The following is a 20,659-nucleotide window of genomic DNA, read 5'->3' as shown; positions in this document are numbered from 1 at the left end:
GTCTTACCTCAACGCCTTAATGCGCGGGTCTGCCACGCGATATAACATGTCAGCCAATAAATTGCCGACGATAAGCATCGCTGAAGAGAGCATGATCATCGCCATGATTAACGGGTAATCCAGGGAGGTTATCGACTGGATCCCCAACAGCCCCATGCCTGGCCATGAGAAGACGCTTTCAGTCACGTACGCCCCCACCACCAGCTCGCCAAAAGAGATACCAAAGAGTGTAATAACTGGCAGCAGTACGTTTTTAAGGACATGACGGAAAAGGATTGAACGACGTGTCGCACCGTACGCCAGTTGCGTTTGCACATAATCAGCCGACAACTGCGTAATAGTGTTGGAGCGGATATAACGCACGTAATTGGAAAGGTTATAAAAACTCAGTGCAATGCACGGCAAAATACCGTGACGAACCACATCAAGCCACGAGTCTTCCATACCAATTGTTCGCATGCCCATACTCGGCAACCAGTTTAGCTGCACCGAAAACACGGTTATCAGCAAAATACCAAACCAGAAGATAGGCACCGAAATACCGATATAGGCAAACATATTCAGGAAGTGATCAAGCCAGCGGTGTTTGTAAGCGCCCGCCACTAAGCCCAGCGGGATAGCCAACACCATAGCCAGAATCAGTGATGCACCCATCAGGCCAAGAGTTGCGGGAATGCGCTCGGCAATCATAGTTAACACCGGGCGATGGTAAATTAGTGAGTAACCCAAATCCCCTTGCAGCACGTTTTTTAGCCACAACAGGTATTGCATAAACATGGGCTTATCGAGCCCCATGCTATGGCGGATACGCTCGATATCCTCCGGGCTCATACGCGGAGTAATATAAGCCTGCACCGGGTCGCCGGGTGCCAGTTTGACCAGCAGAAACGACACCAGCGAGATGAAGAACAGCATCGGCACCAGTTGGGCCAGGCGTCGTACTAACACATTGTTCATACTGCTTTCCAAAAAATAAGCCCCCGGAAGGGGGAAAACTGTAGGGCGGGTAGCTTACGTTACCCACCCTACGACTACCTCATGGCAGTGTGCTAATTATTGTTGATAGATCTTCGACCAATCCTGGAACATATATACAGGCTTAGGTTCAGCCTCTTTGGTTCCGGCAAAACGTTTATCTACCGCAACAACCGCATTGGTGTAGGCAATTGGGTACCATGCCATGTCGTTTGCAACCGTCTGCTGGATTTGCTTATAAATTTCAGCACGTTTGGTTTTATCAGTTTCAGTTGCGCCCTGGTTCCACAAAGCATCGAACGCTGGGTTTTTGTAGTGAGCATAGTTATAAGCTTCGTTGCTCAGGTACAAAGACTTATAGCCATCAGGTTCCATACCCATGATGTAGCCACCCAGACTCAGCTCATAAGAGGTATTTTTCATATCCAGGCTGCGTTGGGACATGGCGTTAGCATCCAGTGGCATCAGCTCAACCGCAATACCCACGTTTTTCAGCTGCTGTTGAATATACAGCCCCATGCTTTCCTGCGTTTTATTGCTATTGATGTAGGCGAGGCGCAGTTTCAGATCCGCAGGGGCGCCCGCTTCTTTCAACAATGCTTTCGCTTTTTCAACATCGTACTTGTAGGTTTCAACATCGTTGGTCTGATACAGCGTGTCTGGCGTCAGAATAGATGCGGCAGGTTGCGCATATTCCAGCGAAGAGAATGCAGCCTGAACCAGTTCATCTTTATTGATGGCATAAGCAATGGCCTGACGCAGCGCCTTGTTCTTCATGCTGTCGATATTCTGGTTAAACGTCATATATGCCAGACGCCCTTCCGGGTAGATAACGAAGTCAAATTTACCGCTACTTTTCAAACGATTGACATCCTGAGGGTCAATCATCTTCATATTGATTTCGCCGTTTTGCAGCGCAAGATTGGCAGAGTTGCTGTCTTTAGCGAAACGGTAAGTTACTGTGTCAAGCTTTGGCTTGCCGTTCCAGTAATCATCAAAGCGTGTCAGCGAGTAATATTGCCCGGCGCGATATTCTTTGAATTTGAACGGGCCTGAACCGACTGGAGTATCGTTTTTGGTGCTCTTTTCCAGATCGCCACTGTCATTAGCAAACACATGTTCTGGGATTGGGTAAATCTGTACCAGCGTACCTACAAACGCAGCACTCACCTGTGGCAGAGTAAATTTCACTGTCAGGTCATCAACTTTGCTGACCTGAATTGGCTTGTCGCCGTACACAAACATGCTGCGGAAGAAGCTGTGCTGTTTCTCATCAAGCAACTTGTTGAAAGTGAATACCACGTCGCCTGCGGTAATAGGCTTGCCATCTTGCCATTTCAGATTCGGTTTGAGTTTTAAGATGTATGAGAGGTTATCTTCTGAAGGCGTAAGACTCTCAGCCAGAGCCCATTCAATTTTATCGCCATTGAAGCTATAAAGCGGTGCGTATAGCGTCTGCATGATAGTCAGCGTAGTACGGTCACTGGCATACAGCGGATTCATCGCTAACGGATCGCCAGTGGTCACGCCAACAATTAAATTGCCGCCATCCAGGGCTGCTTGTTTAGCCGGCGCAGGAGCAGTCGCAGTTTCAGTTTTTGCATTATCACAGCCAGAAAGGGCCAGGGCCAAAGAGGCAAACAGCGCAGATAACAACAGGGGTTTACGCATTTATTCACGGACTCCATCTCAATTAGAGACCGCATAGTGCACCAGCCATACCCACAATGTAAATAAGTGTAAAACGCATAACGTTATGCGAAAAAGTGCTAAAGAAGAAATTGTGGATATAAAGATTAATATCGTGGTTAAAAAGGCAAATTTCAGACATAAAAAAACCTGCCGCAGCAGGTTTTTTTTCAAGCGGGCAGATTAAAACATGCCAGCCGGCGGTACATCTTTAAAAGTCTTGCAGTATTGCTCGAACATACTTTTCAGAATTTTGCGCATTTTCATTGTGTGCTCCGGTTTTTTGTTTTGCAGGTGTTGCTCGTTATGCGGCTAATAATATGACATCCGTCACACAAATCAATAGTTTTGTGATGCGCATCACACATTTTTCTTGTGGATTTTACATCTTCTTCACACAAAATGGCTTGCATATCCACGACTTAACTGGTTAATTGGCTCAATAATTTTTTAAAACATTATTTTAATTTTGAATTTCACTCATGACTAACTCCCCTTCTCCAGCCGCAAAACGTGGCATTTCAGGAATGGCACTCCTGGTCGCTGGCGCTTTTTTTATGGAATTTCTCGACGGGACGGTCATTGCCACCGCGCTGCCGGAAATGGCCCGAACTTTTGGTGTTGATGCCGTTGATCTGAATATCGGTATGAGTGCCTACTTGTTGACTCTGGCGGTATTAATACCCGCCAGCGGCTGGATTGCGGACCGATTTGGCGCACGTAAAGTTTTCACCCTCGCACTCGGGATCTTCACTTTCGCCTCGGTACTGTGCGGCATTGCCAATACGATTGAGCAGTTTGTCGCGATGCGCATTTTACAGGGAGTCGGTGGAGCGCTAATGGTGCCTGTCGGGCGGTTGGCTGTGCTGCGTACAACCCCTAAACATTTACTGATCACCGCGATTGCCACTCTCACCTGGCCCGCCCTGGTTGCCCCCATTATTGGCCCGCCATTGGGCGGATTTATCACCAGCTACGCCTCATGGCGTTGGATTTTCTATATCAACTTGCCACTTGGGTTAATTGCCATGGCGCTGGCGTGGCGATTGATTCCCGATATTCATGACGACGACCGTCGTCCATTTGACGGCATTGGTTTTACCGGCACTGCAGTGGCAATGATTAGCCTGGTGTACGGCCTGGAAATGCTTGGGCAATCGCAAATTAATGTGCTGCCAACTGTGAGCTTGCTGGTATTAGGTGCAGCGGCGCTGTGGTTCTCACTGTGGCACTTTAAACACGCTAAGCACCCGATGATTCGCCTTGATGCTTTAAAGGTGCAGACCTTTGGTGTGACAATGTATGGAGGCTCTTTATTTCGTACATCCATCAGCGCAGTGCCATTTTTATTGCCGTTACTATTCCAGGTCGGTTTCGGAATGGATGCTTTTCAATCGGGTTTACTGGTGCTGGCAGTCTTCGCCGGAAATCTCGCGATGAAACCTGCAACGACATCATTAATTCGCGCATTAGGGTTCAAGAAATTACTCATTATTAACGGCCTTCTGAACGTCGCTTCTCTGCTGGCTTGTGCGTTTCTTACCCCGCACACCGCAATATGGGTGACCATAGCGATACTCTTCTTTGGCGGGATGTTCCGTTCGATGCAGTTTACAGGCATAAGCACCCTCGCCTTTTCAGATGTGCCATCCACGCAAATGAGCTACGCCAACACGCTATTTAGTACCGCAACGCAGCTTTCTGTAGGGCTTGGGATTACGCTTGGTGCGATAGGGATTCGTCTGGGGGAGAAAGTCAGTCAGTGGCTCGATTTAACCGCAATTCCTGGCATTTCTATTAAGATTTCGTTTGTGATGATTACGCTCATTTGCCTGGCAGGTTTGTTTGACCTGCTGCGTTTACCACACAATGCGGGCAGCAGTGTGTCGAAAAAACACTAACCCGGTCGCTGGCCTCAATTACACTTAACGATAGGTCAGGTGTGTGAGGCCACTATGAAACGCTTATCGATATACTTACTTATGATGTTGTCACTGATAGGGTCTCAAGCTTTTGCTGTTGAGATCCAACCTCTTAACAACCCTTCTTTGCATAACCCTTATCCAAAAACCAGTGCTGTGCAGCGAGACTGGCCGGAGCTGATGCCGGAGCAAGGAATAAACAGTAAACATTGGGATGAGCAGCATATGGCTGCCGAACATCAAAGATGGCCACAAGAGCCAGTTCCACATTTTAGCGGGCGAATCGAAGGATGGCGCTAAAAGCGCCACGAGTTAAAGCGGTGTTGGCACAAAAAATACGGCCAGCAAAGGCTGGCCGTAAGCATGACTAAAAGAGATTAAGCAAGGATTTCGCGTACGAACGCTTCAATCTCTTTGTTCTGGCAGTTTTCGAAGAAACATTTCTGGAAGCGCTCGCCGGTCACCGCAGTTTTCACCAATTCACGGTCGATAGAACGCAGGGTATCCAGGTAGTTTTCTTTAACAACTGCAGCTTTAACCTGGTTCAGGATACCGGCGTTACGAACCTGTGGTTCTTTACGCTCAATCGGGTAGCCTTCGCCTTTACGGCCAGTAAATGCTTTTTCAAACATGTAGCGAACGTTGAGCTCAGCACCCCAGCCGAAACCTTTAGCGAATGCCAATGACAACGCGTTACCGTTGTTGATTTGTGAGAACAGGAAAGCATCAGCAGGATCCAGGCAGTAGCCACAAACCACACCTGGGTGGATGTTCAGAGACATCATTGCGCCCTGACCTGTGCCGCAACCGGTCACAACGAAATCTACAGCTTTAGAGTTCAACAGGATACTGGCCATAATACCGAGGTGGATGTAGGTCAGGTGGTGATCCTGCTCATCGCTCATACCTACGTTGTAAACCGGGTACTCTTTCTCAGCAGCAACCGCTTGCAACTCATTAAGAATGATTGCATTTTTGCCAGCCTGACTGTTTTCCATCATCAGTGCTATTTTCATTTCCGTCTCCTGATTGGGTCACGGGATTTCCCGCGGTGAATAGCTTTGGTATGCACTAACGATACTAGCTCACAAACACACTTTCAAATTTAATGAAATTTTGTTTTAAAAAATTAAGGTGCGCTCACACTTCTGCATTCGACTGAGAGCATTCCCACATTTTCAGGCGGGTTTAGCGATGCGGAACATCGCCACAATATCGTTAAGCTGGTGCGCTTGTTTTTCCAGCTCCACTGACGACAGTGCAGATTGATGAACCAGATTGACGTTTTGCTGAGTGACCGCATCCATCTGTCTTACTGCAACCCCCACCTGCCCAATACCCTGACTCTGCTCACCCGAAGCATTGGCAATATCGCCCATAATATTGTTCACTTGAGTGACCGCATTCAGAATCTCCCCCATCGCTTCCCCCGCCTTCTTCACCTGTTCAGAACCAGTATGAATGTTATCTACGGACTCTTTGAGCAAGGTTTCTATCTCTTTCGCCGCCACTGCACTACGTTGCGCGAGATTACGCACTTCACTCGCTACAACGGCAAAACCTCGCCCTTGCTCACCGGCCCGTGCTGCTTCAACGGCAGCATTTAACGCCAGGATATTGGTCTGGAAGGAGATGCTGTTAATCACGGTCGTGATATCGACAATTTTGTGAGAGCTACTGGTTATTGTCTCCATCGTGGTCATCACTTTTTTCACCGACTCCCCGCCGTTAACTGCCGTCTTAGTCGCATTTTTTGCCAGTACGCTCGCATGGCTGGCATTTTCCGCATTCAGCGTAACCGTGCTGCTCAATTGCTCCATGCTGGCAGTCGTTTCTTCTAACGCTGCGGCGAGTTGCTCAGAACGAGAAGACAATTCGTTGTTCACCCCAGCCACTTCCGTGGCATTTCCGCGAATGGTGTGGGCACTGGAACGAATATTAGAAACGGCTTTTTCCCAATTCGACTGCATTTTTTGGATCGGTGAAACCATCAGACCAATGCAGTTACTGCCTAAATCAGGTAATTGAGTTTCGAGTTCACCACGCGCAAGAATATGCATATGTGCGCGAATATTCTCGACCGGTTTCACCAGGCAGAAATAAAGATAGCGTTCAGTTATCAACGTAATAGCAATGCTTGCTAACACCGAAGCCCCGAGCAAGAAACGAACGATACCAATCCACTTTTCTTGTTGCGCATTCAGTACCAGGTTTTGCTGCAAATCATGCAAAAACCACAGCGCTATCCCGGATACACCCAGCCACGCCACCGATGAGAAGATCAGTATCAGCACCACCATGACGCGGATTTTGATATTACGAATAAACTTCATGTGTTGTATTTTCCTGGTGAAATAATAAAAAGTATTTCCTGCACCAGCTGTAGTCACCTCAGCTCCGTTTATTCGGTTTTTGTATACCAATACTGAGAGTAGACCGTGCATTACCAGTATTGTCGGCACGATTCAGCCAAACTTGATGGCTGCTGTGATCAAAATTTAATCACCCTATAAATATTGGTGATGCCCATTTTCAATATTACAAAGCACTAAAATTTATGTTAGGAAAATCCATTTACCTCGCCCTAATTAAAATTAAACAGCATTATGCTGTTGGTCATTTTTCATTTTTGTGCGTGCTAAAATCATTAAAAAGTCATTCGAGCATCAGCATAATGAAAACTGTTTATTTAATTTTAGCCACGGCGTTATTAGCTGGATGTACGGTGAATAAAACGCCTGTGCCCGTAAAAAGTAGTGAAGTGGTGGGCGTGGTTCGTTTGGGATTTGACCTCGCGCCATTACAAACGGCAAAAGTGGATACTTATGTTTCGCAATCAGCAGCCAGCCACCAGTGCCAGCAGTGGGGTTACATCGCCGCATACCCTTACGGAGAGCCAATCAAAACCTGTACCCTGACCAGCGGCTCCGTCTGCCTGAGCCAAAAAGTGACGCTTGAGTACCAGTGTCGCGGTGTGGGAATGGAGCGGTATCTGAAAGATGAGAGTGTCGTTCAATAATAGAACAATTATCTTTACGGCATTAACATTAGGGTTGGTTAAGATTTATCTTCTGGCCCGCAAACAAACAGTAATAATTCTTATTTTCAGAACGAATTAATTATAAAAAAGAAATAATATTAACAACCATTCTCATTACAATAATATAATTAACAATTCCTTTGCATTATAGAAATAATAAAATTAAAGTAGCGACATTGTTAAATATACATTCTTGTGGAGCGCACCATGCTAAAAGCTGAAATGATCGAAAAACTTAACGAACAAATGAATCTTGAGCTTTATTCCTCCCTGCTTTATCAACAAATGAGTGCCTGGTGCAGCTACCATAGCTTTGAAGGGGCTGCCGCTTTCCTGCGTCGCCATGCTCAGGAAGAGATGGAGCATATGCAGCGTCTGTTTGCTTACCTGACTGACACTGGAAGCTTGCCACGCATTAATGCGGTCCCGGCACCAGACCATGATTACTCATCTTTAGATAACCTGTTTAACGCCACTTACGAACATGAGCAGTTAATTACGCGCAAGATTAATGAATTGGCTCATGCTGCGATGACATCTCAGGACTATCCAACTTTTAACTTCCTGCAATGGTATGTTTCTGAACAGCATGAAGAAGAGAAGCTGTTCAAGTCCGTACTGGATAAATTAAGTCTGGTTGGAAAAAGCGGTGAAGGTCTGTATTTCGTAGATAAAGAGCTTTCTACCCTCGATACTCAAGCTTAATAAAATATTTCCGGCAAGTATATTTTGCACTTGCCGGTTCTCCTTAACTAAAACTCTCCCTTTCCCTTCTGTAATCCCTGACAATCACTTTTCTGCTGAAAACCTTACACTGTGGCGGATATCAGTTAAGCGTCTATACTCCAAATCAGCACCTTCTTATGGCAGTTTTTCTATGGCTACTTGCTGGGTGCAATGAGCTGTTCCACACATAGATTGTTAAGCAATATTTATAATAATAAGCGTCATGTTTTTCCTGTTATTTGCAATAACTAATATGGACAATATGATAAAATGTTAAGCAAAAACAACAAATTAATTAGAAAGCTATTTTTCCATGAATCATGGGATATTATGATCATCAAAAATAACTCTCATTCTTTCCCTGAAAACACCCTGGATATTCTAAATAATTCACAAGCAAAATTACTTAAGAAAAAATATACCTTCCAGGCAGATCCTTTTATTATAGAAAAAGATAATAAACTCTACCTTTTCTATGAAGCACTTAGCTTTCTAAATTCTAAAGGCATTCTCAGATGTCGGGTTCTTGACGATAATCTTAATGAGATTCAGGATATCAAACTAGAAGGGTTTGATGAGTTAAAGTGCCATTTATCCTTCCCATATCTTTTTTATCTTAACGATAATCTGTTTATGATTCCTGAGTCTTCAGAGCGAAAAGAAGTGATACTCTTCCAATCCACTGAGTTTCCCACTCACTGGGAAAAGGTAAAGGTGCTAATTTCTGACGCTGAATTTACCGATAATATATTCTTCACTCTAGATAATACCTGTTACCTCATTTCTACTACGCTGAAAAATGAGATGGTTATTCATACAGCAGATCAAATCCTCGGTGAGTGGAAAAAAATAAACCCATCTTTAACACTGTGCAACCACCATCACCGTGGGGCCGGTGCTTCTTATTTTATCAATGATAAGAAATATATCCTCACTCAAGAATGTACGGCTGACTCTTACGGAAAATCCATTTTCATCAAAGAATTAACAAACCTCAACCCACTGATTTTTGAAGAAAAATTGGTGGCGCACGTTACACCTGAAATCAACCAAAGCGCAGGTATTCACACGTTAAACTTTTCGAATAACCATCTTGTTTATGACACCAAAAATTGGGTATTCAGCCTTTTATCTCCTTTAAAAAAGGTTCTATTTAAGGCTTGGGTTAAATACCGTAAAAATCGTTTGCCTGAATAAACATAAGAACAACCCGTCGACCGGTGCTACGCTTTCAATAGTTGACAGTAAATTAAGCACCTAATACCACACTAGTTTTGTAATATTTATCTGGAGATATTATGGCAATTCTTGTAACCGGTGGTGCTGGATATATAGGCTCACATACTGTATTGGCTTTACTTGAAAGGGGTGATGACGTCATCGTTATCGATAATCTCTCTAACTCATCTCAAGAATCTTTAGACCGGGTTGCAGAGTTAACAGGAAAAAAAAACAACTCTCTATGTTGCTAATATTTTAGATAAGAATGTTTTGAGAGCTATTTTTTTAAAACATGCGATTACTGATGTGATTCATTTTGCTGGTTTAAAATCTGTTGGCGAGTCAATTAAAAAACCACTGGAATATTATGAGAATAATGTTTCTGGGACAATAGTGTTACTTAGTGAGATGCTAAATGCCGGTGTTAATAGCCTCATTTTCAGTTCATCTGCCACCGTCTATGGGAATCCCGAAAAAGTTCCTTTGAGTGAAGATTGCCGGACCGGTGGAACCACAAACCCTTACGGCACATCCAAACTGATGGTTGAGCAGATTCTGCGTGATTTCTCCCTCGCACAACCGGAGTTTCGCATTACCTGTTTGCGCTATTTCAATCCGGTTGGTGCTCATCAATCGGGGCGAATTGGCGAAGATCCTAACGGTATTCCAAATAATCTGGTTCCCTATATTTCGCAAGTGGCAATCGGCAAACTCGAATATCTGTCGGTATATGGCAATGATTACCCTACACCTGACGGCACAGGCGTTCGCGATTATATCCATGTGCTGGACTTAGCAAGTGGTCATCTGGCGGCATTGGATCATCAAAACAAGGATTCATCTTTTAAAGCGATTAATCTGGGTACTGGTGTGGGTTATTCCGTCATTGACCTTATTGAGGCATTTGAAAAAGCATCTCAGACAAAGATTAACTATAAGTTTGTGGAACGCAGGGCCGGTGATATTGCGGAATGCTGGTCAGATTCATCTTTAGCAAAACAATCATTGGGATGGCAGGCCACGCGAACGATTGATGAGATGATGCGTGACACCTGGAACTGGCAGAAAAATAATCCGAATGGTTACAGTTCTTAGTATGGCGGGACCCATGAATGGGCCAAGTATTACCAACGCATATGCAGCTCGAAGTATGACGGGTATTTACACTCTGAGTCTGTCTTTCCAGACTCAGAGCCAATTAATTACTGACATTTAACTTAGAAATCCGATACCAGCTATCACCTCGCTTCCCTTCGTTAGCCAGATTAATTCTCGATTTCCCCGTCCCATCCAGCATTGCCACTTCGATATAATACTGCCCGTTAGCCACCGTCGAAGGTATTGGCAGTTGATAAATGGTTGGTCGCTTTCCAGGTAACCAGGTGCGAATATCATCACTGGTTTTCCCCTGAGCAATGACTTTGTTCGACTCGTTGACCACACGCCATGTCACGTCATATTTCAAGTAAATGGGTGCGATCCCGTCATTAGTCCACTGGCTATTTAGCGTCAGGATACCGCCTTTTGCGACAGCAGAATTATGGCTCAATGATACTAAACGAAAGCGATAACCCAGTTTGGTCAGCGCCCGGTCGACAATGCTGCGATACTCTTTTGGCACCGCCCGTGACTTCAAATTAATCGTACTGGCGTGTTGTGCGATGGCCCAGTCAAATGTCCGTTGTACTTCGGCAAGAGTGTAATGTTGCTCGGTTTTCCATTCCGGCATGTACCCGCAGATTTCAAAACTCACAGGCGCTCGTTTCCAGGCATCATTAAAACCGGAATACGCAGCTTGAGCCGCCTCTAAGCGCTGCGGATAATCATCTTCCATCAGATTCCAGGTCGACGAAAAGTTACGCCAGTCGCCCAGACAGTCAGCCCGCCAGCCTGCGCCCTGCTTCACGGCGCTGACCAGATTGTCGCCACCGGCAATCAACATAATTTTCGGTGTTTTTGGAAACGCGGCAAAATGCATTCTGACGTACTGTTCTAATTGCGCTGGTGTGTAGCGTTTATCGAGCGGTTTCAGTGAGGGGAAATTGCTGTTGTGCCACTCTCCCCACGACCCCACCATGCCAATATCAAGGTATGCCAGGTTTTCATTTCCGTCGTAGCGCTTGCCGAAAGCATTGAGCAAACGCTGGCTATATTGGAGAAATACGGGGTCATCCAGATTGGGAGCGAAGGTTTTTCCGTCTGAAGTCCAGACGCCCTTAACTTTTTTAATTAACCAGTCAGGGATTTTTGAATCGCTTTCCGGGCCATCGAGCGCCATAAAGCGCAGCCCAACGTTCATCGCAGGCGTGTGCATCGCCGCGAATTTAAAAGCGTCGTCAACCAGCGCGTAGTTAAATTGCCCTTCAACCGGTTCAAGCTCGCTCCAGTAGAAGCGCTCGTATTCAATGCCAGGATTCGGGTAGTCTGCCTCAGTGTGCTGCTCTCCATAACCCTGGTGAAAACTGGCAATGCCCATGCCGGGGTTGGTGAGCGGACCAGATAGCGCCATCGGTGTAACGACTGTCATCGACTCAGCCAGTACGGTTCCCGGTACGACCATGCACATCAACGCTATAAAAGTTTTAATATTCATGAGACTCCGTTATCCGTGGTGGGTTATTGACCCAAAAGCTACTTGTTCCTCAGACTGAGCCACCAGTCCCAAATCCCAACATGGAAATCATGAATGAGATCAATGCCTACTGCAGACTTGATCATATATAGCGTAAGTAACACGCAGAGCGTTGCGAACAGCAAGCCAGAAAGGATCAAAATCGTCACGACGATGCGCACCAGTGTTGATTCTTTACGTAGTCGCTTGCGGAAATCTCGCCCTAGCAAAAAGACCAGATAATAGCGCGTGCCAAAAAATGGGAAGCTCTTGCGGATATCGATGCGGTGACGTGACGACAACGTGACTGAAACTATCGCATCTTCTATGTCCTGCTTTTGTTCAGCAGTCAGTTGTGCCTGGGTTTGCTCATCAAGCACTTCATAAAAATGATCAAGTATGAGTGGGCGTCTGGTTGAATTGCTCAATTTTAACCTATTGATTTGTTTATTGAGTGGTACACATTGACTGTTTTTCTGGCAATTTCAAGCCAGTTATAATTTCGCAGGAAGTCACTGTAATCGGTACTGTTGAGTACAACTCTTGTCTTAATTTTTTCGGCTAACTCAGCTACATTGCCAACTTTAAAATAGGCTTCAGCTGGCAACCCTACTTCCAAATTCGCCGGAATATCACTGACCACAGCAGGCAGTGAATACGACATTGCTTCAAGCAAAGCTATCGGCAATCCTTCGTGATACGAAGGCATTATAAACAGCTTAGCCTGGGAAAATACCGCCTTCAGTGCATCACCTTTTAAGAAACCGGTCAAAATAACATTCGGTGTTTTTATCGCTAATTGCTTCAGCTGCATACTGTAGTCAGAAGGATGGTCCGCATCACCAACCAATACTAATGTCTCTGAGACACCAGATTTTTGGTAGGCAACAATTAAATCATGTAACCCTTTTTCTTCCACAAAACGCCCTACCGCTACAAGATAGTTCTTAGGTTTTAATGCGTAGCGATCCAGTGTTTTACTGATGGTTTCTACTGCCAGCGGTTCCGGAATATTAACGCCGTTGTAGATTAAATGTGCATCCATACGCCTGTGTTTTTTTTGGATCAGCTGATTAATAACCTCGGAAATAACAATGACTTCATTGGCATAATTAACGGCAAGCTTTTCGCCAATCAGTAAAGTCTGTTTTGCAATGTATCCCCACTTCTGGCGCTCATAATCAGGGCCATGATGAGTAAATACCACTTTCTTGCCCAGCAAACGCAGTAACGGCACGACAAGCCCTGGGCCAATGGCATGAACATGAACAATTGATGATTTATCAAACACGGTGCTAAATGCTGCTAAAACTGAATGGGCAATGGCTTCTAAAGAGCGTTTTTTCGGTGCCCAGAGTGCGCGAGTTTCGATATTTTTGTACCGAGAATGACGGTAATCGACATAAGGAGCACGAGCGATAACACAGATATCGACATCAAATTGTTGTTTGATCGCGGGATAGAGATTTTGGCAATGCGTCTCTACCCCACCTAGTACATCAGGAATTCCACGAGTGCCCAGAACCGTAATTTTCCTGGTCATGTTATGGCTTACTTAACAGTTCTTGATACAGATTTAGTAATGCCTGAATATGATCGCGCATTGCATATTTACCGCAAAGGCGATCATGGGCATTTAGCCCCATGCGTTGGGCTTTTTCTGGATTAATGGCCAAGTCATCAAGTATATCGGCAAGCTGTTGCGAATTTCCTGGTTCGAATAAGGCCCCATCAACACCATCCCGGATTTGTTCAGGTATTCCGCCAATGCGTGACCCAACAATTGGCCGCGCAAAAGACATGGCTTCAAGTACTGACATTGAGCAATTTTCATTACATTCCGAAGGCACAATAATCGCACGCGCGTGCTTTATCAGATTGTCTAATTCTTCACCCTGATGTACAAAACCAAGAAACTCAGCATCGGGATACTTCTCAATCAATTCATTGTAGATAGGACCATGGCCGACAATTTTTAGTGGTATTTTATTACGCATCATCTGATGCGCTTGCGCTAAGGTTTCAATCCCTTTTTCAGGGCTGATACGACCAACAAAAAGCAAATAGCCTCTATCTTCAATATTATCAAATGGTTGGCTGTCATCAATGCCATTAACAATAACGTCAATGCGCGAATTGGGTAATGTGTGCTTTATCACCCCCCGCAAAAATTCACTAGGAGAGATAATAACGTCAATGGCCTGATAGTTTTTTGCAATATATTGCCAGGTTGCTTCTAAAGAAAGTAATAAACTCTTAAATGCCGAGCCTTCATAGCAACGATATTTGAATGCGTTATAGACGGCACCGTTGATACAAGCATCACACACTTTGCCATCGCGCAACATCGCATATGAAGGACAAGCAATTTTGTAGTCGTGAGCAGTTAACACCGTTTTACAACCAAAATCACGGGCAACTTTTATAATTGCAGGTGTTAGCTGATGATAGATATTATGAAAATGAACAATATCCGGGCGTTCTTTCTCCAGTAACGCTTTCATTTTCTTGCATGCTTCAGCGTTATGAATAAAATTTACAGCTGTTTTAACCCCGCCCAACAAGTTACCGCTTTTATGATAGTCAACATTACTGACAAAATATTCTGCATAATCTGACGGGAAGTTTTTCTCATGGTGCATTGAAAAATCAATAACTTCGATACCGGCCCGCTTCAGCATATCGCGCTCTTGAAAATAAACTGTTTCCGCGCCACCTTTGATGTAGAAAAATTTATTTACTAGTAATATTTTCATCATGGCCGCCTATTCATGAATAACTTTGCTGTCGGGTGGAACCATAGGATCTCGTACTGAGTGAGTCAGCCCTTTGACTAACCCAGCAGAGAGTACGGCTAAATTTATTACACTATACAACCCGTTAGTTAATGAGCGATTTTTGATCGCTTTCAGGATAATAAATGCAAGTAATGGCAGTAGAGCTACACCTACAATTTCAACATTGAATGTCAATATCGAAACCAACAGCAAAAACATATAAATGGAAAAAATAATCTCGTTTTTGACCATTCTGAAAACATGACTCAGATAGGGTCTTCCCCATGCACTGCGTAATAACTCACCTGTTGCCTGGTTATAGCCACTGCGCCAACGGTACATTAATAATTTAAATGTCGACATGTTATGAGAGGTGTGGCTGAAATAAGGAACATTAAGGCGATGTAGTTTATAACCGGCATGTAATAAACGCATCCCGAGCTCTGCCTCTTCAAAGGCATGCAGATTACGGTTGGTAAGATAACCAATTTTTTCAATTGCCACGCGACGATATAATCCTCCGCCCCCTAAATGATCGCAATCACCTATCGGATATATTTCATGTAGTCGTTGCTTGCGTGACTTAAACTCATAATTTGCCGCATCATCCATTTCAACGGTACCCGCAACGCCCGCATAATCTGGATGTGCCTCAAGAAATGTAACTGCACTATCAATAAACCCTTTTTCCAGTTCCATATCGCCATCCATTAACAGCAGATATTCACCCTCGCTATACAGATAACCTAGTTGATGCCCAACCCCGCAGCAACGATCCGCAGGCTGCGTTAAAGACACCACGGTCACACCTTTAGCGCTTGCTAATTGTTGAGTGTTATCGGTCGATAAGCTATCAGCTACGATGATTTTATGCGGATATTCAGCAATCTGCTGTTGGATACTATCGATGGTTTTCTCGATGCATTCAGCTTCGTTAAAGGTTTTAATACTCACTGTAATAAACGGTTTATTAGCCATACTATTGCTCCGCATAACGATAAACGGATCGACGAATCACCAGACTCGAACCCAGCGATAAATAAAAAATAAATTGCAGCATTGGGGTGATTGTGAGTATTTGGCTATAGGGTAGGCTCAATAAACAGCTAATCGCAAAAACACTAAAAGCAGGTGAAAAACTCAGTAACTGGAGGTCTTGCTGGTCTAAATTATCGCGTTCCAATAAGGGCTTAGGCTGCACGATTTTTAGCGTATAAATAATTAGGCCAATGAATAGAAGTGTTCCTACTGCACCAACTTCCCAAAGCAACATGCTCAAAGAGGTCGAATCCAGAATCAAATTATAGGTAAGGTTTAAAAATCCCTGCGAGACTATACTGCCGCTGTTTGTCGCATTCAGACCATAGCCAAATAACGTGCCAGAAAGCCCCCAAAGATCGTTATTTTTAAGCCAGAAAGTCAGTGTGGTAAAGCGACCAACCTCCCCTGATGGCAGAATATAATTGGGATCAAAAATGTAGTCTAACGAAGACAGGAAGACACTTAATGAACTCTCGGTTGGGTCACTACCAAATGCAGATGAATAACCAGAAGCCAGGATAATTATCGCAAATACAATCAATAGAGCCATGCCTGCAAAAATAAGCAGCAATGCTTTAAGATTTACTTTACTCATCCCTTTAACGTAGCTTGGCATTAGCCAAACCCAGCACATGAGTATTGGCGATAACAAGATAACAAACTTTACCTCGCCAACAATACATAAGCCAAAACCCAATATGATATGCAGTGCCATTGATTTAAATGTCGTTAGCCCATGCTTAAATTCAGAGATTTTCAACAGCATAATCAGCAGGCAAAACAGCCCCATTGCCGCAGTATTACCGCCGCCCATCGGGTCACCGCCGAAGGTTCCAACCACTGAATCCCATTTATCTTCCTCACCATACGCGGCCACACGCTGGGGAACCACAAACAACAATTGGTAAAGGACCAACGGGAATTGTGCGTAAAATACCCAGTATAAAGTTTTGGTTACACGGTAGACCTGCGATTCACGGCAGAATCCCAGTAACAGACAGAGCATAATTAGAGATAGTGCAATTTCATTTTTAAATCCGACAATCGCATCCGTTATCCCTTCCTGTAAAATTGTCGAGACGCCCGCCATGACCAGGAAGATGAGATAAAGCGTGAGCACGATTATTTCTTGCTTATCCAGCTGTAGTGCTTCGTAGCGAGTTTGCATGACCAATAGGCTAAACATCAGCAATGTCAGAAAAAAGGGGATCCACAGCACCGACAATACACCGGTGAAATATTGAACCACCCCACAAAACACCAGGGTAATTAAAGAGTAGGTCTGTAAATAGTGCCCTGTATTAATATTCATAATACAACCGGTCTATCTTTTAAAAGGTTGGCGCGTTTATTGACCTTCAGATAAATAAACGCATAGCGGATGAATGTTAGTACTGAGAACAGAATGATTGATGTGGCATAGTCATTATAAAAATAGGGTACAACAACAAACGAAATCAACACGATAGCCAATTGTTCAAACTGAATGCGCAAAAAGTAACGGTGAGAGCCAAAAATAAGCTCAATCACTGTCAGTGGGCAGATAGCCAAAGCCGGGAACAAATAAGGCAACATATATCGCGAGGTAGGAATTGAGTTAATCCAATCTTCACTAAAACCAAGGTGCATAACTATTGGATAGAAGATAAATACACCCAAGGTACAAATCACCCCCAGTACCAGCAACAGCAAGCGTACTTTTTTGTACTCGTCATAATTGAAGGTGTTATGTCTAAAATCGATAGACCATTTTGAAAAAATAGCGTTGCGAACGGCATTTCCAACGATCACCACCGGAGCAAGACAGAAGCGGCTGACAATAGAAAAATAGCCTGCAGTCAATGCTGAGAACCAAAAGTTAATTAGCATAATAGGTAAGTTGCCGTTTGCCATTGCCAGTACTTCAGCACTACCTACTTTAGTAATGTGATGAACGTGTTTATTAAAGAACGCCAGATTATTTCTCGGACTTAAATGCTGCAATGTCAACGAGCGCATATCAAACGCGCAAAGAATGCAGCCAATCGTCAGCAGCATCATCAAACCTGCCCATGCCCAATAGAACGCCTGGACATGTGTGGTGAGCATGACAGAAAGCACCACCACCACGGAAACAGATATTCTCTGAAAGACTAAAAAGCCGAAATTAGCCGTACGTAACGATAAGTTCTCCGATATCAACACCCACGTATTAGAAAGCGTGAGCAAATAAAGGAAGAAGATATTCTGGTCAAATAACCACGCAGTTAGCAAAGCATACGGCAGAGCAGTAATCAGACTTTGCAGTAAACAAAATACGACGTTTTGGGCCAGTTCATCATCTTGTTGCTTCGGAATCAAAAGTTGCGAAGCAAATGTGCATACCTGGGCACCAATCAGCGCAATACTGTAATTAAGTGCGTAAAGCCCTACCTCGGCCAGATCATATTTGTGAGAAATCAACCAAATAGAGAGCGCACCAATCAATTGCGAAATGACTGATGAACCAGCAATTGTAGACGCGCTCTTCAGTAAACTCATACCCGGCCTGTGCCATTCATCAGTTCGTTAGTTTGCAGGTTGAGTGAACGTAATCCCTCTTTGGTTTCCAGATTTTTATCAAAAACTTGATTGATGACTACGCCGATAACAACAGACTGATTGGTCTCGAGTTTATCCAGGGCCTGGATAATGTGCTCGGCCGGGGCCGAACCTGCTTTTAGTACGAATATCAGGCCATCTGTAACCCGACTAATTAACTGGCTATCCTGGCTCTGATTCACCGCTGAGGCATCGATAATAATGCGCTGATATTTGCTGCGGAGCTCACGCATTAAGTGCTCAAGATTTTCTGATGACAGCATTAGCAATGATGAAACCGTCGCATTACCACGCGCCAGGAAATCAAGATTTTCATTCACTTTAACAATCAAATTTTCGGAGGTGACTTCACCACGAAGCAACTCGGCAACACCTTGCGCGGAAGGCTTAGCAAGCTCGCTCGACAAACCCTCTTTATTGTAAAAATCCAGGTCGATAAGCAGAGTTTTTTGATCGAAGCTAAATGAGTTAGCCAACAGATTTGCCAGCAGTGTACGCCCATCACCATGGTCCGCTGATGTCACAGCAATCGTCTGAAGCTGCCGATTATCCAGCATAATATGGGTGCGGATACTGTGAATGATGTCGGCGTTGAGCGGATTATTGGAGATAATATCGCGGATTTGCGCACGATTCCCGAGCCCCTTATAGCGGCGAATCTCACCGAGTGGTTCGAGGTTCAAACGCTTCTTCACCTGGCTCAAGTTGTTAATCGTGCTGTCCATGGCGGCTTTCACAATGAAGTACATGATGCAAAATGCCAGCGCTAACAAGACCACCATAATAAACAGCAGCGATTTATTAGGCTTCGATGGGCGTTCAGCCGGTACTGCCGGGTCATACAATACAGCGTCCGCCTCAGTATAATTACTCGAAAGTGACTGCTCTTGAGTGCGTTGGTACAGCGTTTTATATGACTCTTCTGTTTTATCCAGCGCCAGTTTCAAACTGTTATAACCATCGCGCTTGGTGGCCAGTTTCTGGAATATCTCTTTTTGCTGATCTAACTGTTTCTGGTAGCTATTTTCATCTGCCAGCGCTGCTTGATATTGCTGACGCAATCCCGTTTCAAGCTCACCCAGCACACTATAGGTTTGATCCTGGATCGCCTGAACCTGAGCCTGAGCTTCCTGGATTTTGGCATGCTTAGGCCCATAGGACTTACGTAATTCATAAAGCGAACGTTTCGCCTGGATCAAGGCAATACGTAAGTCCTGAATTTGTGCGTGATCCGAAATTACCGGAAGAGAAATGACATCTTCGAGGGATTTCCCTGCCCCTTTACGAACTTCGTTATACAGCGATTCAGCAGCAACCCGGCGCTGGGTCGCATCAGCCAGACGGTTAGTCACAATACCTAACTGCTCTGTTTCAAAACCATCTACACCACGGAAGGTCAACAACCCTTCTTTATTAAGGTACTCATCAATTGCCTGCTTTTGTACGGCAATTTGTTTCTGCAACTCGTCCATTTTCTGCAGATTGCTTTCTCGAGCTTTCTGCGTATTGATACGCTTTTGCTCAGCCGTGTAGTTAATAAACGCCTGCGCAACACCGTTAGCCACCTCTGCTGCCATTTCTGGGGAAGGTGACTCATAGGAAATAGATGCCAGATGCGTCGTGCGAATACTGGTAATAGAAAGATTCTTCAGCATGGTTTTAAGAGCATTATCAATACGTTGCTGCTGATTTTCCGGGGTGTTAGCATCTTTGCTGTCTGATTTAACACCATTGAAATCTGGATTTTCATCCAGTTTCAGATTTCGAACGGCCTGTGTAAGCACAATACGTGACTGCATCAACGCGTACTGTGTTTCGTAGTAGCCGTTACGTGTCGAGTCATAGCCATCGACTTGCGGGAACGGTGAGACATTATCAGGCTGTGCCTTGACCAGCACTGTTGCCGTTGAGACATATTTCGATGTCATCATGTTGATAAGTGGCCAGGCAATCGCCCCTGCAATCACACCGCCGAGGAGGATTTTCCAACTGTTTCTTTTAATTTCCTTAGCAAACCGGGAGAAATCGATAGAGCTTTCTCGTTTCTTGCCATTTTCAACTATTGATAGTTTCATAG

General features: G+C 44.6%; 18 protein-coding genes and 1 pseudogene. 6 read left to right on the top strand and 13 right to left on the bottom strand.

Annotation, left to right across the window (positions count from 1 at the left end; all coding sequences use genetic code 11):
- Positions 1-3: 3 nt before the first annotated feature.
- From LVQ76_RS09965 to azuC, 3 genes are all read right to left on the bottom strand, one after another.
- On the bottom strand, positions 4-957 hold the full coding sequence (locus tag LVQ76_RS09965; RefSeq protein ID WP_232921541.1) for an ABC transporter permease: 954 nt from the start codon (positions 955-957) through the stop codon (positions 4-6).
- Between the two features lie 96 nt (positions 958-1,053).
- Positions 1,054-2,646, bottom strand: coding sequence for an ABC transporter substrate-binding protein (locus tag LVQ76_RS09960; RefSeq protein WP_232921540.1), 1,593 nt, complete (start codon positions 2,644-2,646; stop codon positions 1,054-1,056).
- Between the two features lie 201 nt (positions 2,647-2,847).
- Positions 2,848-2,931 carry a stress response protein AzuC gene (gene azuC / locus LVQ76_RS09955; protein WP_115628089.1) on the bottom strand — a complete coding sequence of 28 codons (84 nt, stop codon included), beginning with the start codon at positions 2,929-2,931 and terminating at the stop codon, positions 2,848-2,850.
- 215 nt (positions 2,932-3,146) lie between these two features.
- Here azuC and LVQ76_RS09950 point away from each other — a divergent pair, with 215 nt between their 5' ends.
- Both LVQ76_RS09950 and LVQ76_RS09945 read left to right on the top strand, forming a co-directional pair.
- Positions 3,147-4,565 (top strand): MFS transporter, encoded by a 1,419-nt coding sequence (locus tag LVQ76_RS09950; protein ID WP_232921539.1) that lies wholly within the window; start codon positions 3,147-3,149, stop codon positions 4,563-4,565.
- Between the two features lie 54 nt (positions 4,566-4,619).
- The gene (locus LVQ76_RS09945; protein ID WP_151994718.1) at positions 4,620-4,886 is read left to right on the top strand and encodes a hypothetical protein; all 267 of its coding nucleotides are present in this window, start codon (positions 4,620-4,622) and stop codon (positions 4,884-4,886) included.
- Between the two features lie 77 nt (positions 4,887-4,963).
- Here the strand turns inward: LVQ76_RS09945 and LVQ76_RS09940 are convergent, their stop codons facing one another.
- Both LVQ76_RS09940 and LVQ76_RS09935 read right to left on the bottom strand, forming a co-directional pair.
- Positions 4,964-5,602 (bottom strand): RpiB/LacA/LacB family sugar-phosphate isomerase, encoded by a 639-nt coding sequence (locus tag LVQ76_RS09940; RefSeq protein WP_034455054.1) that lies wholly within the window; start codon positions 5,600-5,602, stop codon positions 4,964-4,966.
- Positions 5,603-5,764: 162 nt separating this feature from the next.
- Positions 5,765-6,919, bottom strand: a complete 1,155-nt coding sequence (locus tag LVQ76_RS09935) for a methyl-accepting chemotaxis protein (protein WP_232921538.1) — start codon at positions 6,917-6,919, stop codon at positions 5,765-5,767.
- Positions 6,920-7,311: 392 nt separating this feature from the next.
- Here LVQ76_RS09935 and yecR point away from each other — a divergent pair, with 392 nt between their 5' ends.
- The 4 genes and pseudogenes from yecR to galE all read left to right on the top strand — a co-directional run bounded on the left by yecR (position 7,312) and on the right by galE (position 10,668).
- Positions 7,312-7,605, top strand: coding sequence for a YecR family lipoprotein (gene yecR, locus LVQ76_RS09930; RefSeq protein WP_325063691.1), 294 nt, complete (start codon positions 7,312-7,314; stop codon positions 7,603-7,605).
- Between the two features lie 228 nt (positions 7,606-7,833).
- Positions 7,834-8,331, top strand: coding sequence for a non-heme ferritin (gene ftnA, locus LVQ76_RS09925; protein WP_232864769.1), 498 nt, complete (start codon positions 7,834-7,836; stop codon positions 8,329-8,331).
- A 291-nt stretch (positions 8,332-8,622) separates the two neighbouring features.
- Positions 8,623-9,549: a glucosamine inositolphosphorylceramide transferase family protein gene (locus tag LVQ76_RS09920; RefSeq protein ID WP_232921536.1), complete on the top strand. Its 927-nt coding sequence runs from the start codon at positions 8,623-8,625 to the stop codon at positions 9,547-9,549.
- A gap of 101 nt (positions 9,550-9,650) precedes the next feature.
- A pseudogene (gene galE / locus LVQ76_RS09915) lies at positions 9,651-10,668 on the top strand (UDP-glucose 4-epimerase GalE).
- 103 nt (positions 10,669-10,771) lie between these two features.
- Here galE and LVQ76_RS09910 read toward each other — a convergent pair.
- Genes LVQ76_RS09910 through LVQ76_RS09875 form a run of 8 tightly spaced genes read right to left on the bottom strand, consistent with a single transcriptional unit; the run spans position 10,772 to position 20,657 of the window.
- Complete coding sequence (locus tag LVQ76_RS09910; RefSeq protein ID WP_232921535.1) at positions 10,772-12,166, bottom strand: DUF4832 domain-containing protein; 1,395 nt, start codon at positions 12,164-12,166, stop codon at positions 10,772-10,774.
- Positions 12,167-12,204: 38 nt separating this feature from the next.
- On the bottom strand, positions 12,205-12,612 hold the full coding sequence (locus LVQ76_RS09905) for a hypothetical protein (RefSeq protein WP_232864765.1): 408 nt from the start codon (positions 12,610-12,612) through the stop codon (positions 12,205-12,207).
- A gap of 2 nt (positions 12,613-12,614) precedes the next feature.
- Positions 12,615-13,727: a glycosyltransferase family 4 protein gene (locus LVQ76_RS09900; RefSeq protein ID WP_232864764.1), complete on the bottom strand. Its 1,113-nt coding sequence runs from the start codon at positions 13,725-13,727 to the stop codon at positions 12,615-12,617.
- A gap of 1 nt (position 13,728) precedes the next feature.
- On the bottom strand, positions 13,729-14,940 hold the full coding sequence (locus tag LVQ76_RS09895; protein WP_232864966.1) for a glycosyltransferase family 4 protein: 1,212 nt from the start codon (positions 14,938-14,940) through the stop codon (positions 13,729-13,731).
- 9 nt (positions 14,941-14,949) lie between these two features.
- Positions 14,950-15,939 carry a glycosyltransferase family 2 protein gene (locus LVQ76_RS09890; protein ID WP_232864763.1) on the bottom strand — a complete coding sequence of 330 codons (990 nt, stop codon included), beginning with the start codon at positions 15,937-15,939 and terminating at the stop codon, positions 14,950-14,952.
- A 1-nt stretch (position 15,940) separates the two neighbouring features.
- Positions 15,941-17,314: a capsular biosynthesis protein gene (locus tag LVQ76_RS09885; RefSeq protein WP_232921534.1), complete on the bottom strand. Its 1,374-nt coding sequence runs from the start codon at positions 17,312-17,314 to the stop codon at positions 15,941-15,943.
- Positions 17,311-18,522, bottom strand: coding sequence for a lipopolysaccharide biosynthesis protein (locus LVQ76_RS09880; protein WP_232921533.1), 1,212 nt, complete (start codon positions 18,520-18,522; stop codon positions 17,311-17,313). Before LVQ76_RS09880 ends, LVQ76_RS09885 begins: the two co-directional genes overlap by 4 nt.
- Positions 18,519-20,657 (bottom strand): GumC family protein, encoded by a 2,139-nt coding sequence (locus tag LVQ76_RS09875; protein ID WP_232921532.1) that lies wholly within the window; start codon positions 20,655-20,657, stop codon positions 18,519-18,521. The genes LVQ76_RS09880 and LVQ76_RS09875 overlap by 4 nt, the downstream gene beginning before the upstream one ends.
- Positions 20,658-20,659 lie beyond the last annotated feature (2 nt).

The organism is Buttiauxella cochleicola (assembly GCF_021283185.1).
In the GTDB taxonomy this organism is placed as follows: Bacteria; Pseudomonadota; Gammaproteobacteria; order Enterobacterales; family Enterobacteriaceae; genus Buttiauxella; species Buttiauxella massiliensis.
The sequence above is the reverse complement of the archived record's forward strand: the minus strand, read 5'-3'. Positions and strand labels throughout refer to the sequence as shown.

What these genes read in the sequence shown, in the direction of transcription:
- LVQ76_RS09940 (WP_034455054.1), bottom strand. Translation starts at nt 5,602, where the DNA reads ATGAAAATAGCACTGATGATGGAAAACAGTCAGGCTGGCAAAAATGCA.
- LVQ76_RS09895 (WP_232864966.1), bottom strand. Translation starts at nt 14,940, where the DNA reads ATGAAAATATTACTAGTAAATAAATTTTTCTACATCAAAGGTGGCGCG.
- LVQ76_RS09945 (WP_151994718.1), top strand. Translation starts at nt 4,620, where the DNA reads ATGAAACGCTTATCGATATACTTACTTATGATGTTGTCACTGATAGGG.
- LVQ76_RS09950 (WP_232921539.1), top strand. Translation starts at nt 3,147, where the DNA reads ATGACTAACTCCCCTTCTCCAGCCGCAAAACGTGGCATTTCAGGAATG.
- LVQ76_RS09890 (WP_232864763.1), bottom strand. Translation starts at nt 15,939, where the DNA reads ATGGCTAATAAACCGTTTATTACAGTGAGTATTAAAACCTTTAACGAA.
- LVQ76_RS09960 (WP_232921540.1), bottom strand. Translation starts at nt 2,646, where the DNA reads ATGCGTAAACCCCTGTTGTTATCTGCGCTGTTTGCCTCTTTGGCCCTG.
- LVQ76_RS09910 (WP_232921535.1), bottom strand. Translation starts at nt 12,166, where the DNA reads ATGAATATTAAAACTTTTATAGCGTTGATGTGCATGGTCGTACCGGGA.
- LVQ76_RS09880 (WP_232921533.1), bottom strand. Translation starts at nt 18,522, where the DNA reads ATGAGTTTACTGAAGAGCGCGTCTACAATTGCTGGTTCATCAGTCATT.
- LVQ76_RS09920 (WP_232921536.1), top strand. Translation starts at nt 8,623, where the DNA reads ATGTTAAGCAAAAACAACAAATTAATTAGAAAGCTATTTTTCCATGAA.
- LVQ76_RS09875 (WP_232921532.1), bottom strand. Translation starts at nt 20,657, where the DNA reads ATGAAACTATCAATAGTTGAAAATGGCAAGAAACGAGAAAGCTCTATC.
- ftnA (WP_232864769.1), top strand. Translation starts at nt 7,834, where the DNA reads ATGCTAAAAGCTGAAATGATCGAAAAACTTAACGAACAAATGAATCTT.
- LVQ76_RS09885 (WP_232921534.1), bottom strand. Translation starts at nt 17,314, where the DNA reads ATGAATATTAATACAGGGCACTATTTACAGACCTACTCTTTAATTACC.
- LVQ76_RS09935 (WP_232921538.1), bottom strand. Translation starts at nt 6,919, where the DNA reads ATGAAGTTTATTCGTAATATCAAAATCCGCGTCATGGTGGTGCTGATA.
- azuC (WP_115628089.1), bottom strand. Translation starts at nt 2,931, where the DNA reads ATGAAAATGCGCAAAATTCTGAAAAGTATGTTCGAGCAATACTGCAAG.
- LVQ76_RS09900 (WP_232864764.1), bottom strand. Translation starts at nt 13,727, where the DNA reads ATGACCAGGAAAATTACGGTTCTGGGCACTCGTGGAATTCCTGATGTA.
- LVQ76_RS09965 (WP_232921541.1), bottom strand. Translation starts at nt 957, where the DNA reads ATGAACAATGTGTTAGTACGACGCCTGGCCCAACTGGTGCCGATGCTG.